Annotated in this window: 4 protein-coding genes; all 4 read left to right on the forward strand. The window is 29.3% G+C overall.

The window, feature by feature from the left end; translation table 11 throughout:
• Window positions 1-167: 167 nt before the first annotated feature.
• The 4 genes from VN21_RS09850 to VN21_RS09865 all read left to right on the forward strand — a co-directional run bounded on the left by VN21_RS09850 (window position 168) and on the right by VN21_RS09865 (window position 3,489).
• The gene (locus VN21_RS09850; protein ID WP_046823112.1) at window positions 168-1,262 is read left to right on the forward strand and encodes a ComEC/Rec2 family competence protein; all 1,095 of its coding nucleotides are present in this window, start codon (window positions 168-170) and stop codon (window positions 1,260-1,262) included.
• 103 nt (window positions 1,263-1,365) lie between these two features.
• Window positions 1,366-1,641: a hypothetical protein gene (locus VN21_RS09855; protein WP_046823113.1), complete on the forward strand. Its 276-nt coding sequence runs from the start codon at window positions 1,366-1,368 to the stop codon at window positions 1,639-1,641.
• Between the two features lie 127 nt (window positions 1,642-1,768).
• Window positions 1,769-1,969, forward strand: coding sequence for a cold-shock protein (locus tag VN21_RS09860; protein ID WP_021125716.1), 201 nt, complete (start codon window positions 1,769-1,771; stop codon window positions 1,967-1,969).
• A 215-nt stretch (window positions 1,970-2,184) separates the two neighbouring features.
• Window positions 2,185-3,489 (forward strand): Na+/H+ antiporter family protein, encoded by a 1,305-nt coding sequence (locus tag VN21_RS09865; protein WP_046823114.1) that lies wholly within the window; start codon window positions 2,185-2,187, stop codon window positions 3,487-3,489.
• Window positions 3,490-3,582: the final 93 nt, after the last annotated feature.

Consider the following 3,582-nt stretch of genomic DNA (forward strand, 5'->3'; position numbering starts at 1 on the left):
TGAATATAAAAATTTAATTAGAAAAAAAGCATGTAGTTAATAACTACATGCTTTTTTTAGGTTATTTATTAAAAGATATACTTATTGAGGTGAATTGAATTTGTATTGTTAAATTCAGCTTATATGTTAAAATATTGTACAGTGAAATTTATAAAAAAGGAGAATGTATGAAAAGATATAAAAAAATACAAAAAATAACAATATTTATTATTTTATTTATTGCAATTATATTTACATCAGGGTGTCAAAGTAAGAATTTAAATGAAGTTAAAAATGAAACGCAGGTAAAGTCTTATGAATCAGGCAATAAATCACAATCGGAAATACATTTTATAGATACTGGAAATAGTGATGCTATACTTATAAAACAAGGAAATAAAGCAGCACTTATAGATGGTGGAGATAATGATGATGAAGGAAAAATTGTAGAATATTTGAAAAAATCAGGAATAAAAGAACTTGAATATGTGTTTGCTACACATCCTCATGCAGACCATATAGGGGGGCTTGATGCAGTTATAAACTCAATACCAGTAAAGAATGTATATGTAAGTAATGGAGATGCAAACACAAAAACATATAGAGATTTTATAGAATCTATTGCAAACAAAGGTCTATACCCTAGTGTGCCTTTATTAAATAGTGAGTTTGATTTAGGAACGTCAAAGTTTAAAGTTTTATCAGTTGCAAACACAGATGACCCAAATAACAATTCTATAGTTCTTGAATATATAAATGGAAACGATAAAATATTATTAATGGGAGATGCAGAATCTGAAATAGAGTCAAAAATAAGAACTGAAGATGTGGATTTATTAAAAGTGGGACATCACGGTTCTCATAGCAGCACAACTAAATCTTTTTTAGATAATATATCCCCAGAGTATGCAGTTATAATGGTAGGTAAGGATAATAAATATGGACATCCACATAAAGAAACTATGGAGAAGTTGAAACAAGAAAATATTGAAGTACATAGAAGTGATGAATGTGGAAATATAGTTGTTGTATCTACCGGGGACGGATTAAAAATTGACTGTAAAAAAGGTAGCTATAAAAGTGGAAGCGATAAGGGATACTCAAATAATAACCAAGGAAATATAAATAATAATAGTTTAAAAGAAGAAAAAGTATATTGGACATCAAATGGTAAGTCATATCACACAACTAGTAAGTGCAAAACATTGAGTAGGAGCAAAACTATACTTTCAGGAACTATAAAAGAGTCAGGAAAACTGGATTCATGTGACGCTTGTCACTAATTAATATTAAATAATAATTGAAGTATTTAGTTATTATTGATATATTATATTAAGAAAAAATTAAATATATATTTAGACGCTAGGGCTGGCATCAGGAGGAATTATGATTGATATAACAGAATTGAAATTTGAATTTATGCAACAAGGAGAATCTCACAAAGTTGACTTTGTAGGTCTTTGCCATATAACGGAAGATCTTTTATGGTTTTGTGAAGAAAGTAATACTATAGTTTTTGGATTTGAAGATGATAGTGAGTATAAATTAGTTATTAATGAAGATACAGAATATGAGGATATACAAGAATTTTTTGATAATATAGGCGAAGATCAATGCATATCAGATAGTATAAATATAAAAGTTTTAAATTACAGAAATTAAAATAAATTTGAAAAAAGTGTATACATTTTCAAAATAAGTGGTATAATAAGTATTACAGTGATTAACGAATTACTGATTTAAATAAATGAAGTGAGAACTTCATGTAGGTATTTAGGAGAACATTTCAATGACTAATGGAATAGTAAAATGGTTTAATAGTGAAAAAGGATTTGGATTCATATCTGTAGAAGGTGGAGATGATGTATTCGCTCATTTCTCAGCTATACAAAAAGACGGATTCAAAACTTTAGAAGAAGGTCAAAAAGTAAGCTTTAATATAGTTGAAGGTGCTAGAGGTCCTCAAGCAGAAAACATAACTATATTATAATTATAGATTGTCTAAAGTAAGATTCTCTCATGCGAGAGAGTCTTTTTTTATGTCAATAATTAAAAAAATTTAAAATTATATGTAATCTTAAGAAATTTTTTTGTGTACAAAAACTTAACAAATATATGACAAATTAGCATATAATTATCTCAAAGGTTAAATTCTGAAAAATTTTAATATATAAAAGATTTTAACTTAATAAAGGGGGATTTTATATGGAGTTTTTTAATCCAGTCGTAATTTCTATTGCTGTGATGATTGTACTTTGTTTGCTTAAGTTTAATGTATTTTTATCAATTATTGTAGCAGCTATAGTTGCTGGGATTTTTTCTGGGATGTCTTTAAGCGATACTATGACTACTTTAGTAGGAGGCATGGGGGGGAATGCTGAGACTGCCCTAAGTTACATATTGTTAGGAGCTTTGGCTGTAGCTGTAAGTAAAACAGGATTAGCATCAATTCTAGCAAAAAAAATATCTCAAGTAGTTAAGAACAAAAAAATTACACTAATCTTATTAATAGCGTTCATATCATGTTTTTCTCAAAATCTTATTCCAGTTCATATAGCATTTATACCAATATTAATACCATCATTATTATCACTTATGAATAAATTAAAAATCGATAGAAGAGCAGTTGCATGTGCATTAACATTTGGCCTTAAAACGCCATATATTGCAATTCCAGTTGGGTTTGGGTTGATTTTCCAAAACATTATAAGAGACCAAATGATAGCTAATGGAATAGATGCAACTACTAATATGGTTACGGGAGTAATGTGGATACCTGCAATTGGGATGATTTTAGGTCTGTTAGTAGCTGTATTTATAACATATAGAAAACCTAGAGATTATAAAGATATGAAAATCGAAGGTTTAGAAGAAAATCAAATTGATGAAAAAATGACAACTAAACATTGGTGTGCACTTTTAGGAGCTATAACTGCATTTGTAGTTCAAATTTTAACTGGGTCACTACCACTGGGAGGTTTATGTGCTATAATAGTGCTATTTGTTACTAAAGCTATTAAATTTAGCGAGATAGATGAGTTGGTAGACGGTGGAATAAAAATGATGGGTCTTATAGCATTTATAATGCTTGTAGCGGCAGGATACGCAAGTGTTCTTAGAGAAACAGGTGAAGTGGAGACATTGGTAGCATCTGTATCTGGAATAGTTGGAAATAGCAAATTCATAGGTGCTTTAATTATGCTTTTAGTAGGACTACTAGTGACTATGGGAATAGGAAGTTCATTTGGAACTTTGCCGATAATAGCCGCTATTTATTGTCCGTTAGGTCTTAGCCTAGGATTTAGTATTCAAGCTATAATTTTATTAATAGGAGTAGCTGGAGCTTTAGGAGATGCAGGATCTCCAGCATCAGATAGTACATTGGGGCCTACAGCTGGGCTTAATGTAGACAAACAACATGATCATATCTGGGATACTTGCGTTCCTACATTTTTACATTACAATATACCGCTTTTTATATTTGGATTAATAGGAGCTGTGATATTATAATTTATAAAAAACTAGTCATATGACTAGTTTTTTTATGTGAATTTAAGATTTATACAAATAGTGTATAAAATAGAAATTAAAGTGCAAATTATT

Origin of the sequence: Paraclostridium benzoelyticum (genome assembly GCF_001006285.1) — a bacterium.
Lineage (GTDB): Bacteria > Bacillota > Clostridia > Peptostreptococcales > Peptostreptococcaceae > Paraclostridium > Paraclostridium benzoelyticum.

What these genes read in the sequence shown, in the direction of transcription:
- VN21_RS09865 (WP_046823114.1), top strand. Translation starts at nt 2,185, where the DNA reads ATGGAGTTTTTTAATCCAGTCGTAATTTCTATTGCTGTGATGATTGTA.
- VN21_RS09850 (WP_046823112.1), top strand. Translation starts at nt 168, where the DNA reads ATGAAAAGATATAAAAAAATACAAAAAATAACAATATTTATTATTTTA.
- VN21_RS09860 (WP_021125716.1), top strand. Translation starts at nt 1,769, where the DNA reads ATGACTAATGGAATAGTAAAATGGTTTAATAGTGAAAAAGGATTTGGA.
- VN21_RS09855 (WP_046823113.1), top strand. Translation starts at nt 1,366, where the DNA reads ATGATTGATATAACAGAATTGAAATTTGAATTTATGCAACAAGGAGAA.